Raw genomic sequence first — 18,529 nt, 5'->3', positions numbered from 1 at the left:
TCTCCAATAGCTTTTTTTCAGCCCAAATGCTTCTTCTGGAAGCGGGCTATGTTCTCATATTCGCCTTCAAGCGCTCTGGAAAGGCGGATGAAGACCGGCAGCAGCTCCTGGTAAACAGCTGCATTCTCCGGATTCGGCTTATGGCTGAATGTATCCCCCACCATGCCTCCCACAATGCTCAGATCCTCAATTTCACCGATGGCATACAAGCCCAGGATGGCAGCGCCCAGACAGGAGCTTTCATAGCTCTCAGGCACAACGACCTCCTGATTGAAAATATCGGCCATCATCTGCCTCCACAGCTCAGATCTTGCAAATCCGCCGGTCGCCTGGATTTTCTTTGGCTCCCCGATCAGTTCCTCCAGGGCAAGCAGGACGGTAAACAGATTATAAATGACACCCTCAAGTACAGAGCGGATCATATGCTCTTTTTTATGGTGAAGACTGAGCCCGAAGAATGAACCTCTTGCATTGCTGTTCCATAACGGGGCCCTTTCCCCTGTCATATATGGGTGGAAGATAAGCCCATCTGCTCCAGGGCGGACGGCAGCCGCAATCTTTGTCAGCACATCATAGGCATCAATCCCCAGCCTCTTGGCAGTCTCCACCTCGGAGGCAGCAAGTTCGTCCCGGACCCAGCGGAAAATCATGCCGCCATTATTGACCGGGCCTCCTATTACCCAATGCTTCTCAGTGAGCGCATAACAGAAAATCCTTCCCTTCGGATCTGTCACAGGCTTATCAGTCACAGCCCGGATGGCCCCGCTTGTTCCGATTGTAACTGCAACGACGCCGGGATCGATCGCGTTGACTCCGAGATTTGAGAGCACTCCGTCGCTTGCTCCCACTACAAAAGGCACCGAGGCATCAAGTCCTGTCAGCTTCTGATATTCCTCTTTCAGGCCTTTCAGAGTATAGGTTGTCGGAACCGGCTCCGAAAGCCTGTCCCCCTGAATCCCGGCTACCCCCAGCGCTTCAGTATCCCAGGACAGATCTTTCAGATTGAACATGCCTGTTGCAGAGGCAATGGAGTAATCGACAACATACTCGCCAAAGAATTTGAAGAATACGTATTCCTTTATAGAGATGAATTTTGCCGCCTGGTTAAAGATAACTTCCTGCTCATTTTTCATCCAAAGCAGCTTGGACAATGGTGACATAGGATGAATCGGGGTTCCTGTCCTTAAATAGATCTCATGCCCATTCAGCTCACGTTTGATTTGATCAGCCCATTTGGCGCTCCTGTTATCCGCCCATGTAATGCTTTTGGTCAGAGGTATCCCTTCCCCATCGACAGCAATGACGCTGTGCATGGCAGAACTGAAGCTTACGCACAGCAGGTCGGCTGAACTGATTCCCCCTTCTTCCATGCAGGCTTTGAGGGTGCCGGCCACAGCTGCCAGGATGATATCCGGATCCTGCTCTGCAGCCGACGGGCTTGGCGTATGTAAAGGATAGCCGATGGAATTCTTGGCAGCCACCTTGCCTTCTTTATTAAAAAGGACAGACTTTGTGCTCGTCGTCCCGATGTCCACTCCTAGCATATATTTTTCTGCTGTCATATGAACCTCTCCAATCTTTTAAAGCTCTCTTTTTAAGTTTACAACGAATCAAAAATAACATACACCGATATGGATTCTCTCCCGGGGCAGCAGTTCCTGAATGCAGAAGAAGGAAGCGCTGCCGCTCCCTTTCTCCTGTATATTTGTCTGCCTTTGTTTAAGAAATAAAGAATCCGATGATAAAGACAACCAGGAATCCTACAATTGCAATCAGGCTTTCCATGACGGTCCAGGATTTCAGCGTGTCCTTTACATCAAGGCCGAAATAGCGGTTGACAAGCCAGAAGCCTGAGTCGTTGACATGCGAGAAAATGGTCGCACCCGCCGCGATAGAGATTACAATCAATCCAAGGACCGGCCCTTCCAGCCCCATGATCTCAATCAGCGGAGCAATAAGGCCAGCAGCTGTTACCATCGCTACCGTTGCCGAACCCTGGGCCACACGCACAAATGTAGCAATCAGGAATGCGAGCAGGATCGGCGGAAGTGATGAAGAAGCCATCATATCCCCAAGAACCTGTCCAACGCCTGAATCAATCAGAACCTGTTTGAAGACCCCGCCGGCACCCGTTACAAGGATGATGATCCCGGCTGGCTCAAGAGACTTTGTCGCAATATCCTGCACTTCCTGGCGGGAATAGCCGCGCTTCGTGCCGAGGAAATAGAATGCCAGCAGTGTAGCCAGCGTCAATGCAACAAATGGATGTCCCATGAAAGTGAATACAGCACGCAGCCCGTTTCCTTCTTCAAGCACAACTCCGGACACTGTATTGATTAAGATCAGTACAAGCGGAATGAAGATGATGCTTGCAATCATTCCAAAGCTTGGAAGTTCCCTATCATATTCTTTTTCTTCAATATTCATATATTCCGGTATGGTGACATGAATCCTTTTGGCAATGAATTTACCGAACAGCGGACCAGCGATGATCATGGACGGTATACCTGCTAAAATACCAAACAGGATGACCCAGCCCAGGTCGGCGCCAATCAGGTCAGCTACCGCGATAGGCCCCGGTGTGGGCGGAATGAAGCTGTGTGTGACAGCCAATCCTGCCAGCAGCGGTATCCCGTAGTACAGAAGGGATTTACCTGTTTTCTTGGCAAGACCGTAGACAATCGGCACAAGGATAATGAAGCCGACATCGAAGAATACTGGTATGGCTACGATAAAGCCTGTGATGCCGAGTGCCCACTGTGCTTTATCTTCGCCGAATTTCTTGATCATCGTCTGCGCCAGGCGCTCAGCACCGCCGGAAACCTCGAGCATACGGCCAAACATAGCTCCGAGCCCGACTACGACAGCCACGAACCCGAGGGTTCCCCCCATGCCATTCTGTACAGATTCGATGACGCCTCCAAGCGGCATTCCTGCTGCAATCCCTACAAGCAGGCTGACCAGGAGCAATGCGACGAAAGCATGGAGCTTGGTTTTCATTACAAGAAACAGCAGCAGGAAAATTCCCGCCATTGCTACTAAAATAAGCATTGAACCAGACATTTTTGTTCCTCCCCTATTAAACGCTTACATTTTGATTTCTACTAATTTGACAGAATTAGAAATAATTTTCTTCTTTAACTATCAATAAAAGAAAAAATTTCTTCCGGCTTATATTTTTATTATATAAAATATTTTTCTAATTGCAACCGTTTTCAAAGAAATTTTTTTCTTTTATAATAGGACTATAGAAAAAAATGATAGGGAGTGCATCAATGGAAACTCTTTATTGCTTTGCCCGCATTAAAACCCATTATTCAAAATTCAGTGATAAAGAAAAAAGGATCGCTGACTATATTTTGGACAACCCCGAAAAAATTGTCCATAGCTCCATCAATCAGCTGGCAGATGATTTAGGGATTGCAGATTCGACTGTTTTCCGCTTCTGCAAAAGGATTGGCTTCAAAGGCTATCAGGCGCTGAAAATAGCTCTTGCCTCTGAAATTGTCGCACCCATAAAGGATATTCATGAAACAATCCAGGAGGAGGATGACATTCTTACGGTCTCGGAAAAAGTCTTCCGGTCGAATATCAATACATTAGAGGATACCCTGAAACTTATACGGGGAGGAGCTTTTGAAATGGCTGTGGAAGCAATCCTGCAGGCGGAAAAGGTTGAGTTTTTCGGAAGCGGGGGCTCAGGGATCATTGCACAGGATGCCTACCACAAGTTCATCCGAACCGGAATCACCGTCCATGCCAACAGTGATTCCCATTTGCAGCTCATGTCAGCTTCCCAGCTGTCCGATAAAGATACAGCCGTGTTCATTTCCCATTCAGGGGCAACGAAGGATATGATCGGTGTGCTGAAGGTGGCCAGGGAAAACGGCGCCAGGACCATCAGCATCACCAACTTTGCCAAAACACCGCTGACACAGCAGGCCGACATCGCCCTTTACACGGTTGCAGAAGAAACAGACTACCGCTCAGAGGCCCTGTCATCCCGCATTGCCCAGCTGAGCATCATTGATGCCTTATACGTAAACGTCATGATCGCCCGCAAAGATGAAGGAAAGCAGGCTCTTCAGAAAATGAGAAATGCCATCTCTTCAAAACGGATTTAACCCGAAAACTGAAAACGTTTTATTCCTGCAAAAAAAAAGACTGCAGACATTCAATTTTCATTGAATTTATCTGCAGTCTTCAGATCCTGCTTAGGCAGGATCATTTTTTATTATTCGCCGCTTTTCACGACCGCATGGCCGCCAAACTCGTTCCTGAGTGCTGCCACTACCTTGCCGTGGAATGTATCGTCCTCAAGCGAACGGTAGCGCATGAACTGGGACATCGCAATAACCGGAGCAGACGCCTGGAAGTCAAGTGCGGCCTCAACTGTCCATTTGCCTTCACCCGAAGAATTCATGACACCTCTGATGCCTTCAAGCTTAGGATCTTTGCTGAACGCATTTTCCAGAAGCTCAGACAGCCATGAACGGATAACAGAACCATTATTCCATACACGTGATACTTCTTTGTAATCATAGTCGAAATTGCTTTTTTCAAGAATTTCAAAGCCTTCTGCAAAAGCTTGCATCATTCCGTATTCAATGCCGTTGTGGACCATTTTCAGGAAGTGGCCGCTGCCGCGCTTTCCAGCGTATAGATATCCGTTCGGAACAGAGATATCGGCAAACAGCTGCTCAACTTGGCTGAAAGCTTCTTTGTCGCCGCCGATCATCGTGCAGACGCCATGGCGTGCACCTTCCTGGCCGCCGCTTGTTCCGCAGTCGATATAATGAATGCCCTTCTCTGCGAGCTCATCCCCGCGGCGCAGTGTTTCCTTGTAGTTGGAGTTTCCGCCGTCGATGATGATGTCTCCTTCTGTCAGCACAGCTGCTGCACTGCTCAAAACCTTTTCAGTGATGTCTCCGGCAGGCACCATCATCCAGATAACCTTAGGAGAAGGGAGCTTTGCTGCAAGCTCTTCAATCGTAGCTGCCGTCTCGACACCTTCTGCCGAAATCTTTTCCATTGCGTCTGTATTTACATCATTAGCCACCACTTCATGGCCTTTGTCTCTCATATTAAGGGCAAGATTATATCCCATTTTGCCCAGTCCGATTATACCTAGCTTCACGTTTTTTCCTCCTATGTACAGCATAAGCCTTTGATTAAAATCCTTTTCAACTATAACATTTTATCTCCAAAAATCAATCACTACAACCTCTGCCCAATTACCTTATTCATGCCCTATTTCTGCTGAATTATTTTACGGCCCTTTTCAGATCTACTTTATGTACAGCCCGCTCCAGGTGAGATGCCATTTTTTCTTTTTTATCCTCTGGCGGTATATTACCCTTCAGACGGTTTTCCTTTCAATCAGGGCTGCTTTTGCCTCCATCTGTTTTACCTGTCCGCTTGAAAGCCTTTCAAGAAACAGCCTGAAAGCCGTTTTGCCCATTTCGTATACAGGCAGATCCATCGTTGAGATCTGCAATGCCCTGGAAATCGGATGATTATCAAAGCTTAAAACAGCCAGATCACCTGGTATGCTGAGCCCCAGCTTGCTCCATTCCGCAACGAAGCCTGCTGCCACCTGATCGCTGCTGACAAGCAGCGCGTCCGGCCTCTCTGCCATCCCATAAAGCTGCCTGGCCACCCTTTCGCCGTCCTCAATGCCCAGGCATCTGTCAAAAATCCAATCTTCTGTAACGGCGATATTCTGTTCTGCCAATCCTTCACAGAATGCCTGATAACGGAGCATGCTGTTTGTACCGGTCCTCCTGGCAATGCAATAGCCGATTCTCCTATACCCTTTAGACAGCAGATGATCGAGCCCCTGGCGAAACGCTTTATAATGGTCGATATAGACAGCACTGACAGAAGGATGGTCCAGCTTTTCACAAATGACTGCAGGCATACTGAGACAGTACTCCTCCATTTTGCTCCAGCTGCTTTTCCGGGAAAGGATGATCATCCCATCAACCATCCTCATTTTCATCTTCGCCAGTGCCTCTATCTCTTTATCCGGATCATAGGCAGTCTGAAAAAGATGAAGCCCGTAATCATGCTTCAAAGCTTCCTCTCCGATTCCTTCCAGCAGGGAAGAAAAATAAGGGTGATTCACATATGGCAGCATAACCCCTACCGTCCTGGTCTTCCCTTTTGACAGATGGACTGCATTGATATTCTGGATATAATCGAGTTTTTCAACGGCCTTCATGACGGCCATCCGCTTTTCTTCTGCCACATAAGGATGCTTATTCAGCACCCTGGAAACTGTTGAAACAGACACGTTTGCCAGTTTGGCAATTTCTCTGATATTCGCCATCCCCTGACCTCCTTGCTTATAAGCATTATATCATCTGCGGCATTTTTACTTGCCCTGGAACGCATTTCATACTTTATGCTCCTCATAGGGTTTAAGAAACTTAGGAAGGAGGGCACCGATGACAGGGATTTTATGCCTGCTGTTTCTATGCACTGCAATAGTATCAGCTGCTGCCTATAGCTTAAGCCTGAGAAAAGGCAGCAGCAAGGATCATGAAAAATAATGAGCATCATAACAAAAATGACCATCCCCTGCAGAATCAGGCCGCAGGGGATGGTTCAGGTATTAAAAGCTTCCCGGCATGGAGGAAATTTTCCAGCCGGCCTTTGTTTTTTCAAATTCAATATGAAAAGTTTCGTATAAAAGTGTATCACCAAGCGGCGCCTTTAAATCAAACTCCTTCACTTCACCGGCATCCTTCATCTGAAGAATTTGCACATGCTTATAGCCCATGATGGACCCTCCATCTGCATTAGGCTGCACAAGCCTTCCATTATGGGCCCTGATGCCTGAATGAGTGACATAAGCTGAAATGGCTTCGTTTGTAAAAGAAGATGAAAAATACTGAATCAGCTTTGATTCTGTATCAAGATCCGTTCCCATAAAGCGATAGTCCGATTCATTGATCGTAAGAGTTTCCATTTCTTCTATATTCCCGCCGCTCTGAACATACCAGCGCTTTTGTGCCGCTTCATTGATTTTGGCACCCAGCATTTCTTCCTCCAGGTTTTCGAGCTTCTGTACAGGAGAACCCCTCTTCAGGCTGGAGATTATTTCATCCTTTTTAGTTACTGCCAAGCTGTAAAGATCAAATGCAGGACTGTCTGGGGGATAGGGGTTCTTCCACCCTTTTTTGACCATATAGTTAAAACGGTCATCCTCAAAAAGCTTCAGCAAATCTTTATCATTAAGGGGTTCTCCCGCATCTTTAGGATAAATCACAATATCAAACAGCTCCCCTCTTTCCTCCCCCTCCGGCTTGATGCTTGCAGAGAATCTGTATTCATTGCTTGTTCCGGGAGATCCCTCCACAGCCAAATAAGGATACAATTCAATCGGGATAGCCAAGGTCAGGTCAGGTTCGGGAATATATAAAGCTGCATCCAGGCCTTTCCTGTCTTCGAGCATGGCTGATATTTCATCTTTCAGCTCTGAAAACTTCCCATAATCCGGCATGATCATATTAAGGCTCATGCCCTTTTCAATTGAGGTGATCGCTTCCTCGGGCTTCCCTTCCTTTACCTGTGCTTCAGCCAGGAAATACCAGTACATCGCTGCATCCGGGACTTCTGCTGTCCTTGCTTTATAATACTGAGAGACTTTAGGGAAATATGCTGGATACAGCTTTTCATCGGATACAAAGCGGCTGCCGTCCCATGACAGCATATCAACCCGGTACACGTCAGCGAAATCGCGTGCCCAGATGGCCAATGAATAGAAAGATCCTTCTTCAGGGCGGACCAGTACCAGTTCGTGATAGTTTTCCTGGCCAATCTTTTTCAGGGAGCCTTCAGCAAACGAAAAAATATTGAGGGTGCTTCCTGCTGAAGCGCCGATGCTCCAGCCCAGCAAAAGTTCATCCGCTCCATCCCCTGTCATGTCTGCGGCCGCACCCCAGCCAACATCAAATCCAATCCCTTTTATATCCTCCAGCAAAGTCCATTCCTTTCCGGATTTTTTAAGGACAAGAGCCCCTGGTTTTCCGGGCTCTCCTTTAAGCTTGTAGAAAGCTGCCGCTTCCAGTGACCCATCTCCATCAAAATCCGCTTCCAGTATGCTGTCTCCTCCAACCGGCCTGTCAGGAACCGCCAGGATCGCATCTGCAGGCAGGAACCGCTTCGCGACAGGCTCCAAGTTCTCTTTTTCCTCAATCTTTCCTGCCGGGGGCCTTGGCGCCTGTATAAGGCTGACCGGCTCAGGAAGGAATGTGCAGCCTCCAAGCAGCAAACAGCCCAGCAGTATTGCTATATGTTTGAGTTCTTTCATTTTCCCCTCCACTCGGGAAGAAACAACATTCTTCCATCGTTATAAAGGCAGCCTGATATACGCGGCGGTTCCCTTTCCTTTTTCACTGGCCAGCTCAAAATGCCCTTGATGGGCTGCAATGATTTCCTGGCAGATTGCAAGTCCGAGGCCGGTTCCTGCTCCATGCATTTTTCCTTTATAAAACTTTTTCTTCACTGCTTCCAGCTCATCGGCATCAATCCCTGCCCCTGTATCACTGATGATGATGACGGCTTCCTTTTCCTTCCGCTTCAGGGCGACTGATATGGCGCCTTCGGCAGGTGTGAACTTCAGGCTGTTGTCCAGGACATTCAGCAGCATCTGCTTCAGCCGATCTCTGTCTGCGTTTAAAAAAAGTGGTTCTTCCGTTATTTCACTGGATAAACGGATATTCTGCCGGTTCGCCCGCGGTCTAAGCTGATTGACCGTCTGATGGACCAATTTCTGCAGCAGGATACGCTCAAAGGCAAAGCCAGCCTTCCCTGATGAAAGGCTTGAAAGATCTAGCAGTTCGCCGAGGAGATGGCTGAGCCTTTCACTTTCGTCTGTAATGATGTCAAGCCCTTCGGTGAACACTTTTTCATCCGTCATGCTTCGGAGTGTAAGGGCCCATCCTTTGACAGAGGTCAACGGAGTCCTCAGCTCATGGGAAACAGAAGCGATAAACTCATTCTTCAGCTTCTCATGCTTTTCGACCTCCTCCGCCATATAATTCAATGTATCGGCAAGCAGGCCAATTTCATCATCGCGCTCTTTCCTGATCCTGGCTGAAAACTTTCCGGATGCCATTATTTCTGCAGCCTCTGTGATACGGCTTACAGGCTTGACGATTGTATTCGCCAGGAAATAGCTTATAATCCCGGCAATCAGAATGACGGCGGCTCCAATCAGGATCAGCGCAGATGCATTTTGCAGGAAGACATCATTGAGCTGTTCGAGTGAGGTTGTCAGCCTGATGGCACCGACCGGCTCTCCAGAAACGAGGATCGGCCTGGCGACAGAGAGAAGCTTTTCACCAGCTACTGTCCCCGTCCAATAGCCTGTCGTACCGGAAAGGGCCGATTCTATATCCTGAAAACCCTTCAGACTCACGCCTTCCGACAGGCTGTTCCCTGAAAGCAGAGCTCCATCCCTGCCAACGATCTGCACCTTTGCATCAAGGAGGAAGTTATATTGCTGCAGAAGCTGATCTGCACTGTCCTTAAGCGGCCTTGTTTGGAAGTATTGCTCATAATAGACGGAGAACATGCTTCCCTGATCCCTGAGCGCCTGCTTGACTCCGCCCATATAATAAAGCCGCAGGGCGGACAGGATGACTGCCTCGAAAAGGGCCACTGTAATGATGATCATCACAAGATAGCTTCCTGCAAGCCGTTTTTTGATTCCATTCTTCATGACTTTTGCCCGCTTTCCTGAAAGCAGTATCCATACCCCCAAACTGTTTTCAGGAACAAAGGGCTCGATGGCTCATCTTCAATTTTTTCCCGCAGCCTCCTGATATGGACATCCACTGTTTTCGGATCACCGAAATAATTCAATCCCCACACTTCATCTAGCAGCTCATCCCTTGTGACCGGCTCGTTCCGCTTTTGCAGGAAAAACTTCATCAGCTGGAATTCCCTTGCCGTCAATTTCACAAGCCTCCCCGATTTATACAGGCGCCGGGTTTTGACTTCAAGCAGGTAAGGGCCGAGCTCTAAGGCTGCAGGCCGGCCCGGGGAAGAACTCCTTGATGTCCGCCTCAGAACAGAGCGGATCCTCGCGGCAAGTTCAAGCGGGTTGAAGGGCTTGACAATATAGTCATCCGCCCCGATTTCAAGACCCATGATTTTGTCCATATCCTGTCCTCTTGCAGACAAGATAATGATGGGAAGATCCGGATGCCGCTCCCTGAGACTAGCACATATTTCAAAACCATCCATATCAGGCAGCATCACATCCAGCACCACGAGCGAAGGGCCTTTATCCTCCGCAAGCTGCAAAGCCGTTTTCCCATCCCCTGCTTCAAGCACCTCGAAGTTGGATCTTTCAAGATTAAATGAAATAAGCTTCCGGATCGGCAATTCATCCTCGACAACCAAGATTTTTCCTTCTATCATTCTAGCGACCTCGCACATTCAAATTGGATTCATGATTTTATTTTACAACGGGTTTCCCTTTTGGAAAATATTTTCATTTAGCTTTTCAGAAAAAAATGCCAGATTCCTTCTTGACGCCTTATGGTTAGATTGGCAGTTTTCCAGTACACTTGGGTTAGAAAATAATCAGGGGAGGTGCTGATGATGCCTGACTGGTCGTATCATCCAATATTCAAACCGATTCTGGGAAGGCTGCCGGGCAGAGCGGGCCGGGAATTTATCCATAAAGGGATGAACGGAATTGCATCGTTTCCCGGCGGCAGACACATCATTGAATTCCTTGGCCATATGTCCCCGGCGGCAGCTCTCCAAAAGACATTCCTTGGTTTCCGCTTGCAGTCGCCTGTCGGGTTAAGCGGGAAAATCGATCCCCTTCTCTCTGGAACTAAGGCTTTTTCAAGACTCGGCTTTGGATTCCTGGAGGTCGGCCCTGTTTCTATGGAAGTGCAGCTTTCTAACGGGTCCGCTCTCAAGCATCAAGATGGATCGGTTTCCTACCCTGTCCCGCTGGAGTCAATCGGAGTGGACAGGACGATCGCCAAGCTTGAAAAGATGCAGGACTCCCATCTGCCGCTGTTTATCAGAATAGATTCATATGCTGCCTGCGGAAATTTGGCAGCAGCGGAAATCACAGAGCTGGCTGCATACCTTAGACCATATGCTTCAGCTGTGATTATTGAAGATGGATCCAGGTTTAAGCAGGAATACTACAGAAAGATTTCCGGTATTCTTAAAGGCAAACCCGTCCTCCTGGGCACTTCCCCCACTGCCTTCCGGAAGCAGCAGAGCCTGATTGCCGCTTTGGCAGAAGAAGGGCTGATTCAGGGGATTGTATTAGATGAAGAGGCTTCTTTTTCAAGAGGCCGGCAGACGTTTCCCTTAAGCGCTCCAGAAGCCTTCAAGGATTGTTTATCGGCTATAAAGGAAGACTGCCCGGCTGGCTTTCCTGCGATTGTTTCCGGGGGAGTCCTTGAGCCTGAGGATGCCATCTCATTATTTACAGCAGGGGCAGACTTGATTATGCTGTCGGGAGGATATGTTTCCTCAGGGCCCGGGCTTCCGAAGAGGATCAATGAAGCAGCCGCAGACCTCGAAGCCGATGCAGGAAGGGGAGAATTTGAAGGCTGGAGGCTGTATTGGCTGTTTGGCCTTTTCATCCTGATCGGCGGGCTGATCGCCCTTTTTTTCAGCATGACATCAGTCATTCTTCCATATGATGAACATTTCCTTGGCATCAGCCGGGAAGAGCTTCTGCTGATGAACCCGCTGCTCTTAAAATTTATGCTGCACGACCGGATGACACTCGCTGGAACCATGATTTCGGGCGGGATTCTCTATATGGAGCTTGCCCGCCATGGTGCCAGGCACGGGCTCCACTGGGCACGGAAGGCCATCAATACAGGCGCTGTGACTGGTTTCCTCGGAATCTTGCTGTTTATCGGGTATGGCTATTTCGATTGGCTTCACGGACTTTTTTGGCTCATTCTGCTACCGTTCTTTTTATTGGGGCTCCGGAACTTGAAGGGAGCCAATCAAAGGCCTTGTTCCATCAATAGAAAAAACACAGCCGCCTGGCGGAAAAGCCTCTGGGGGCAGCTGTGTTTTGTCATTCTTGGTTTTTCTTTTGTTGTTGGCGGGATTTCCATTTCAGCCATTGGTGCAACCGGTGTTTTTGTCCAGACGGATATCGGCTATATCTGCATGACCCCTGAACAGATGAACAATCTCAATGAAAGGCTCATCCCGCTGATCGCCCATGACCGGGCCGGCTTTGGCAGTGCTTTGTTCAGTGTTGGCCTGCTGGTGCTGATGACCGCCTTATGGGGCTTCCGGCAAGGTGAGAAGTGGGTGTGGAGGATGCTCCTCATCGGCGGGATTCCTGCCTTTGCGGCAGGCATTCTCACCCACTTTTATATCGGCTATACCACCTTTTATCATCTTTTCCCTGCCTATTTTGCTTTTGGGCTTTATATAGCAGGGCTTGTGCTCACACGCAGATTTTTCTTGGATCAGGCTGCTGACTGAGGCAGCCTTTTAAAAGAACGGGACTTATGATCAGCTGCTTTGAAGCAGCCTGACAGTCAGCTTTCTGATCAGGTTTGGAAGAATTCCAAAGGTATATGGCTTGTAGACCCTTTCTGTCCATTTATGGCCGCCCTTCCCATAGACTCCGATATTCAGGGAAGGAATATCCAATGTTTTCATTTCCTTTAGCGGGACGGGAAAAAGCTCGTCCATCGCCGGGAAATTCTGTTTTAGCAAGCCAATTTCATTATCTGTCCCGCTGTATGACAAAAAGCTGGCATCAGACAAGTACGGGAAATATTTTCTCAGCTTAAATTCCTCACCCGTCAGCGCTGCTTCTTCTTTCAGCACTTCTTCAAGGCAGCTCAAGATGCTTCCTCCCTTAATGTGATTGGCAGGAAGGAATGGAGGTGCATAGAACAGGATGGTTCTCGGCTTTTTCTCGGGATCTAGCCGGTGAAGTGCCTCGACAGCTGCGAATGCCAGCATCCGCTCATCAGCTTCATACTCTCCCGCTTCTTTGATGCTGTCCCTGACAGCTTTCACAGGATCGAGTCCAAGTCCATCAAGATAATGAATCATCTCCGAAAAGGTGATGACCTCCATTCCCCAGTCAAGGCCGCCCCCTGGCAGGCTATTGGTGCGCCGATAAAGCTCATAGCTTTCCGACAGCCTCCTCTCAGCCTCTGCGCATGCTTCCATGGCAATCATCTTCAATTCCTTCATCAGCTCAACAGGCGATTTATTATAGATAAAATAATTAAAATACAGCTTGCAGCTTACGGCTGTCTGCACATCATAGCTTTTTTTGTCATCTTTCATATATAAGCAGCTCGGCGGCAGAATCAATTCATCTTCCACTTTTTCCGCAAGATTGAAATTCTGGCTGATCCTTAGATTGAGCTCTGATGCTACAATTGTCGGATCTAGTCCTGCAAGGCTTTCGCCTGCATGCGCTTCCCTGCCTGCAATATAAAAACACGGCAGCAGCTTGCCGGCGGTTCCTGCATAGATGTATTTTCTGCTGTCCCCGTCGAACAAAGGGGAAATGAAGTCATTATTGATGCTGGCCCGATACTGAAGCCCGTGCTCTGCTTTTAGCCGGAGCAATTCCGCTAATGCAGACCGAATGCCGGTGTGCTGGCCTTCTTCATCCGCATTGAAAAGGACAAGCAGGTTTCCGTCAAGCTCGCCGGGATGCTCTGAAAAATAAAGGAGATTTGCCAGGTGGACAGCAATCCCGCTTTGCATATCAAGCGCTCCGCGGCCAAATAGCCAATCACCAGATCTCGCATCATTCCAAAGCTCCCCATCTGCCTCATATTGCGCAAAGAAAGCCTGCAGCCCGTCCGGATCATGTGCATATGGCTTTAAAGTGCCATAGTCTTCAATACCTACCGTATCAAAATGGGCATGATAAAGAATTGTCTGCTTCCCTTTTCCTTTAATAAAGGCAAATACATTTTTTCTGGAAAATGGGTCTCCTTCAATCTCCTGCTCCCAGCAAAAATCCGGACGGGCTTTAAAATACGGAAAAGTGCCGATGACCCCCTTTATAAACTCCGCCTTCTTTCTTTCGCCGTCTGTATTGGTATAGCTATCGCGCTTGATCAGCTCTGCTGTCAGCTTTTCCGCCTGTTCAAAGACCGTCAGTCCCTGCAATTCTGCATACATGCAAAATTCCCCCATTCAGTAATTGAAATAAGTGTAAAGTCTGGAGAATGCAATAATCAACCCATTTTCATATTATTTAAAATTTTTTCCGGCACAGCTTTCAGCCGAAGATTTTTGTGAAACCGAATGCATTCAGGCTTTTTACAGAATAATAATGATTAGCACTTGAATTTCATCATAAAAACGAATAATATATTATTTGTGCTTTTTAAATGTTCGTATTTCCGGAGGTTTTTTATGTTTAAACTTAAAGATTATCAAACCAATGTAAAAACAGAGGTTTTAGCAGGCATCACAACTTTTTTGACGATGGTTTATATTGTAGTCGTCAATCCTGTCATCCTTTCAGATGCAGGCGTCCCTTTTGATCAAGTATTCACAGCGACCATCATAGCTGCTGTTGCCGGGACATTGTGGATGGCCCTGTTCGCCAATTATCCGATAGCCATTGCCCCTGGAATGGGCTTGAATGCGTATTTCGCCTATTCAGTAGTGGGCACTCATGGAAATATTGATTATATGACGGCTTTTGCAGCCGTTTTCGTTGCCGGGATCATCTTTATCATCCTGTCACTGACACCTTTTCGCAAGAAGCTGATTGAAGCAATTCCTGAAAACCTGAAGCATGGCATCACGGCAGGGATCGGCCTGTTCATTGCCTTCATCGGCCTGCGCCTGACAGGCATCATTACGAGCCATCCGACCAATCTGGTTGCACTTGGAGACCTTCATCAGCCATCTGCCGTGCTTGCGCTTATCGGCCTGGCCGTCACACTCGTCCTTATGGTATTGAATGTTAACGGCGCAATGTTTTTCGGAATGATTGCCACCGGACTCATCGCCTTTTTCACCGGCCAGCTCAGCTTTGAGCAAGGATTTGTTTCACTGCCGTCACTTCCTGATGGCCTGATCATTGCCAATCCGCTGTCAGCATTTGCTGAGGTTTTCCAGCACAGTCTGTATGCAGTCGTCTTCTCTTTCCTGCTTGTTACGATTTTTGACACGACAGGAACAATGATCGGCGTGGCCCAGCAGGCCGGGCTCATGAAAGGCAATACTATGCCGCGGGCTAGGGAGGCGCTTCTTTCTGACAGCATCGCTACCACAATCGGTGCGATGTTCGGGACAAGCCCGACCTCAGCATATATCGAATCTTCTTCAGGAGTAGCCGCAGGCGGCCGGACCGGGCTGACCTCCCTGACCGTAGCAGGCCTGTTTATCCTTGCAGCCTTTTTCGGCCCGCTCGTAAGCGCAGTATCCGGACTTTCGGCCATCACTGCACCGGCACTGATCATTGTCGGCAGCCTGATGATGGGAAGCATTTCAGCTATTAAATGGAATGAGCTGGACGAAGCATTCCCTGCATTCCTGATCATCCTGAGCATGCCGCTGACATCAAGCATCGCAACAGGCATCGCTCTTGGCTTCATCTCCTACCCGCTGATGAAGATCGTTAAAGGAAAATGGCGCGACGTCCATCCGCTTGTTTACCTGTTTGCCGTATTGTTCTTTTATCAGCTGGCGTTTTTACCGCATTAAAAGAAATGCGGAGGCGACTGTTCAGGTGCGACAAGCATAAGACGAGCAGGACGGAAGGTTGTCCTTTAACCTTCTGGCCTGATTGGCTTATGACTCGAGCACCTAGGAGCCGCAGCTGGACAATCGAAATGCGGAGGGCGCTTACCCATTTAAAGAAAGTAACAAACAAAAAGAGCAGCTGCCATATGCAGCTGCTCTTTCCTTTAAATCAATACTTCAACCTTGGCATCTTTTTTCAGATTTTCAACCTGTTTGACTAGTACTTCCTGTTTCTTTTGGTCGTTGAGCTGTTCCTGGATTTTTGTTTTTACTTCTTCGTATTCCGGGATTGACTGTCCTTCAGGTGTTGATGCTTTCACTTGTTCATAATATGCTTTTACTTCTTCTTCTGTAGCGGCATCGGCTTTAATTTCTTTATCGATATACTTATTTGATACGATAGAATCACTGATCTGCCCTTTCAGCTCTTCTTCAGTCAGGCCCGCGTCCTTTAAGGCAGCGGCAAATTTCTTGTCATCGCCTTCGTATTGTTTCTTTATTTCATCCAGCTGGCCCTGCACCTCTTCTTCTGAAGCCTTGTAGCCTTTTTCAGCAGCTTCCTGCATGATTAAGCTTTGTCCGACCAGGCTGTCTATTGTCTGCTGCTTGATTTGTTCTGAGGCTTCCTTGGTAGTTGGATCCTGTCCGCTCATCTGGTAGCTCATTTGAGCATTCTGGAGCATGCCGTTAAAATCTTTTCCCAGTATTTTATCATCGTTGACAACAGCGACTGTCTCTTTTTCATCGACTTTCTGCTTGTCCAGTTTTTCCTGCATTTCCTTCATGCTGGCCTCCTGGCTCTTTTCTTCCTGTTTTCCTGTATTTTTATCTTCTGGTTTAGCATTTTCCTCGTTCCCGCCGCAGGCAGTTAAAACGGCAGCGGTCAAGACTGCCAGCATCGTCCATACAATCTTCTTCATGATCCGTCCCCTTTCGCCCTCCTGATGAAGGGCTATTTCTATAATTTTCTTATATAGTGGGCATTATAGCTGATATTTCCGCGAAAAGATACCAATCACCAGTTACCAACTTTTGGAACACAGGCGGCAGCGCCTGGCAGATATAGCAGTACCGGCTGTATTTTCCCGTTATTTTCCTCCCTCTTCAACTGATATTCCCTGCCTTGTCTGCAGCCGCAGGAGCAGAATTGAACAGAAGCCTTCCAGTTTCAGCTTTCAAACTTTATCCCTTAAGTCAGCCGTTCTAAATGTTCGTTTCGCACATACTTTTCTTTATAGGACAAGATAAGGTGATGTGAGAAATGATACAGAAAATGACGGCTATTTTAATGGGAAGCTTTCTTATGGGGATTGGCATCAATGGCTTCATCATTCCGCATCATCTGCTGGATGGCGGTTTTATCGGGCTCGGCCTGATTCTCCACTATTATTATGATTTGCCCCCGGGCCTGTCTTTGGTATGCCTCAGCATCCCTGTTTATACAGCAGCCTGGTTTTATGACCGCAAGTATTTTTTTTACAGTTTGACCGGCCTGCTCGTTTCCTCCATTTTTATCGACCTCTTTGAACCTATGAAAGGAACCTTGCCTCTGGGGATACTGCCAAGCGCTGTTATCGGAGGAATACTGGTCGGCTGCGGAATCGGCCTCATGCTCCGGTATGACACGAGCACTTGCGGCTCTGATCTGCTTGCACAGCTTCTCTCCAGGGCACTTTCTGTCAATGTGGGACTGGTCATCTTTATGATGGATGCACTGATTATTTCATCCGGAATCAAAGCAGTCGGGTGGACGCACTTTTTCTATTCGTTCCTGACCATCATCAGTGTGGCAACCCTGACGATCCTGATGAACCGGGGCCGGCATTCAGCAGCAGGGGCATAACCACTGCAAACATGCTGAAGGAGCCTGTATCAGGCTCCTCCATCAATTCTGCATACATATACCAAAGATTCAGACCGGGCAGTCAGCGCCCTTTTGTCCCAGCCTCCATAGACATGGACTATCTCAAGGCGGCAGCGTTCAAGCAGCCGTTCCATTTCCTGCGGATATGTGTATCTTAAAAAAATATTCTTCACTGTCTCTTCCAGATTGCTCCTTCGGATAGTCTGGTAATGCTGGATCTGTGAAATTCCATCGTATTTGCTAATCGTAGAGACCTTTATTTCCTCCCCGCTTTTTCCAGTGAAGGTTTTCCAATATTCCTCTTGTTCGGGCTGGAGCAATTCTTCTGCAGAAGGAAACCGGGTATCGAAGATAAACAGCCCGCTCTCGTCCAGATGTTTTACAACGGCTTCCATCAGCCTACTCTGGTCTTGATTGGCCAAAAAATGCTGAAAGGAATTGCCGGACATATAAATCAGCTCAGACCTCAGTTTCAGGTCCATCGTTCTGATATCCCCGCAAATCCATTTGATGGGAAGCCCTTTGGCTTTTTCAGCCGCCCTGCCCAGCATGCCTTTATGTATATCGACACCTGTCACTTCAAAACCCTTTTCAGCCAGCGGAATGGCGAGCCTCCCAGTACCGCATGCCAGGTCGATGACCGGCCCCCTTCTTCCTTCCAGAAGTTCCAGCAGCAGATCCAGCTCCCCTGTCCAGCTGTTCTCAATATCATATAAAACAGGATCTTCATATTCTTCAAAGTTATCCATTTCCACAGTCCTAACTCCCTTTTTTCCTTGATTGTAGCTGAACATGCGGCCTTCTGCTACTCATTTCATCCATACGAACAAAAGCGTTTGGCTTGTGACCACGGCGCAGCTGCCGGACGTTGATCAAGAATTGATATTTATCCACAAGATTTACAATTTAAAAATT

The 18,529-nt window shown here is 47.9% G+C and carries 14 protein-coding genes; 4 read left to right on the top strand and 10 right to left on the bottom strand.

Going from position 1 to position 18,529, the window contains the following annotated elements:
- Nucleotides 1–17: 17 nt before the first annotated feature.
- Both gntK and LCM00_RS07120 read right to left on the bottom strand, forming a co-directional pair.
- Nucleotides 18–1,562 (bottom strand): gluconokinase, encoded by a 1,545-nt coding sequence (gene gntK, locus LCM00_RS07125; RefSeq protein WP_224899452.1) that lies wholly within the window; start codon nt 1,560–1,562, stop codon nt 18–20.
- 157 nt (nt 1,563–1,719) lie between these two features.
- Nucleotides 1,720–3,063 carry a GntT/GntP/DsdX family permease gene (locus LCM00_RS07120; RefSeq protein WP_148976723.1) on the bottom strand — a complete coding sequence of 448 codons (1,344 nt, stop codon included), beginning with the start codon at nt 3,061–3,063 and terminating at the stop codon, nt 1,720–1,722.
- A 212-nt stretch (nt 3,064–3,275) separates the two neighbouring features.
- Between LCM00_RS07120 and LCM00_RS07115 the strand changes: the two genes are divergently transcribed.
- Complete coding sequence (locus LCM00_RS07115) at nt 3,276–4,124, top strand: MurR/RpiR family transcriptional regulator (protein WP_224899450.1); 849 nt, start codon at nt 3,276–3,278, stop codon at nt 4,122–4,124.
- 110 nt (nt 4,125–4,234) lie between these two features.
- Here LCM00_RS07115 and gnd read toward each other — a convergent pair whose 3' ends face one another.
- The 5 genes from gnd to LCM00_RS07090 all read right to left on the bottom strand — a co-directional run bounded on the left by gnd (nt 4,235) and on the right by LCM00_RS07090 (nt 10,434).
- Nucleotides 4,235–5,161, bottom strand: coding sequence for a phosphogluconate dehydrogenase (NAD(+)-dependent, decarboxylating) (gene gnd, locus LCM00_RS07110; protein ID WP_263623301.1), 927 nt, complete (start codon nt 5,159–5,161; stop codon nt 4,235–4,237).
- Between the two features lie 198 nt (nt 5,162–5,359).
- The gene (locus LCM00_RS07105; RefSeq protein WP_224899444.1) at nt 5,360–6,331 is read right to left on the bottom strand and encodes a LacI family DNA-binding transcriptional regulator; all 972 of its coding nucleotides are present in this window, start codon (nt 6,329–6,331) and stop codon (nt 5,360–5,362) included.
- A gap of 285 nt (nt 6,332–6,616) precedes the next feature.
- Nucleotides 6,617–8,317, bottom strand: coding sequence for an IseA DL-endopeptidase inhibitor family protein (locus tag LCM00_RS07100; RefSeq protein WP_224899443.1), 1,701 nt, complete (start codon nt 8,315–8,317; stop codon nt 6,617–6,619).
- Nucleotides 8,318–8,356: 39 nt separating this feature from the next.
- On the bottom strand, nt 8,357–9,730 hold the full coding sequence (locus LCM00_RS07095) for a sensor histidine kinase (RefSeq protein WP_224899442.1): 1,374 nt from the start codon (nt 9,728–9,730) through the stop codon (nt 8,357–8,359).
- Nucleotides 9,727–10,434, bottom strand: coding sequence for a response regulator transcription factor (locus LCM00_RS07090; RefSeq protein WP_224899441.1), 708 nt, complete (start codon nt 10,432–10,434; stop codon nt 9,727–9,729). The genes LCM00_RS07095 and LCM00_RS07090 overlap by 4 nt, the downstream gene beginning before the upstream one ends.
- 183 nt (nt 10,435–10,617) lie before the next feature.
- On the opposite strand from LCM00_RS07090, the gene LCM00_RS07085 reads away from it, so the two are divergent.
- Nucleotides 10,618–12,498, top strand: a complete 1,881-nt coding sequence (locus LCM00_RS07085; protein WP_224899440.1) for a beta/alpha barrel domain-containing protein — start codon at nt 10,618–10,620, stop codon at nt 12,496–12,498.
- A gap of 30 nt (nt 12,499–12,528) precedes the next feature.
- On the opposite strand, the gene LCM00_RS07080 is transcribed toward LCM00_RS07085, so the two are convergent.
- Entirely contained in the window at nt 12,529–14,172 is a 1,644-nt protein-coding gene (locus tag LCM00_RS07080; protein ID WP_224899439.1) for a M20/M25/M40 family metallo-hydrolase, read from the bottom strand.
- Nucleotides 14,173–14,409: 237 nt separating this feature from the next.
- On the opposite strand from LCM00_RS07080, the gene LCM00_RS07075 reads away from it, so the two are divergent.
- Nucleotides 14,410–15,711 (top strand): NCS2 family permease, encoded by a 1,302-nt coding sequence (locus tag LCM00_RS07075; RefSeq protein ID WP_224899438.1) that lies wholly within the window; start codon nt 14,410–14,412, stop codon nt 15,709–15,711.
- A 203-nt stretch (nt 15,712–15,914) separates the two neighbouring features.
- On the opposite strand, the gene LCM00_RS07070 is transcribed toward LCM00_RS07075, so the two are convergent.
- Nucleotides 15,915–16,670: a SurA N-terminal domain-containing protein gene (locus LCM00_RS07070; protein WP_224899437.1), complete on the bottom strand. Its 756-nt coding sequence runs from the start codon at nt 16,668–16,670 to the stop codon at nt 15,915–15,917.
- 341 nt (nt 16,671–17,011) lie between these two features.
- Here LCM00_RS07070 and LCM00_RS07065 point away from each other — a divergent pair, with 341 nt between their 5' ends.
- Complete coding sequence (locus LCM00_RS07065) at nt 17,012–17,593, top strand: YitT family protein (protein WP_224899435.1); 582 nt, start codon at nt 17,012–17,014, stop codon at nt 17,591–17,593.
- A gap of 29 nt (nt 17,594–17,622) precedes the next feature.
- On the opposite strand, the gene LCM00_RS07060 is transcribed toward LCM00_RS07065, so the two are convergent.
- Nucleotides 17,623–18,363 (bottom strand): class I SAM-dependent methyltransferase, encoded by a 741-nt coding sequence (locus LCM00_RS07060; RefSeq protein WP_224900576.1) that lies wholly within the window; start codon nt 18,361–18,363, stop codon nt 17,623–17,625.
- Nucleotides 18,364–18,529: the final 166 nt, after the last annotated feature.

Source organism: Bacillus infantis, assembly GCF_020171945.1.
Lineage (GTDB): Bacteria > Bacillota > Bacilli > Bacillales > Cytobacillaceae > Bacillus_AB > Bacillus_AB infantis_A.
Note: the sequence above shows the minus strand (reverse complement) of the source record. Positions and strands in the feature narration are given on the sequence as shown.